We start from the raw sequence: 233 nt of genomic DNA on the forward strand, positions 1-233 counted from the left end.
TGCCGATGCCGCGCACGGCGACGCTCGACTGCCGCGCATGGATGTAGGCGACATTGACGCTGGGCAGCACCTGCTGCAGGTCCTGCACCCGGGAGATGCGCTGGGCCTCGAGAGTCTCGCCGCCGAGCACGGTGATCGGCGTCGGTACCTTCTGCGAATCCTCCTCGCGGCGACGCGCGGTGACAGTGACCTTGCCCAGGGCCGTATCGGCCTTGTCCGGAACGCTGCTGGCC

General features: G+C 69.1%; 1 protein-coding gene. It reads right to left on the reverse strand.

Annotation, left to right across the window (positions count from 1 at the left end):
- Positions 1 to 233 (reverse strand): TonB-dependent receptor plug domain-containing protein (locus G5A07_RS21790; protein ID WP_191864026.1); only part of this gene is annotated, 233 nt, incomplete at both ends.

Source organism: Stenotrophomonas sp. AS012628, from assembly GCF_010608305.1.
Classification (GTDB): domain Bacteria; phylum Pseudomonadota; class Gammaproteobacteria; order Xanthomonadales; family Xanthomonadaceae; genus Stenotrophomonas; species Stenotrophomonas geniculata.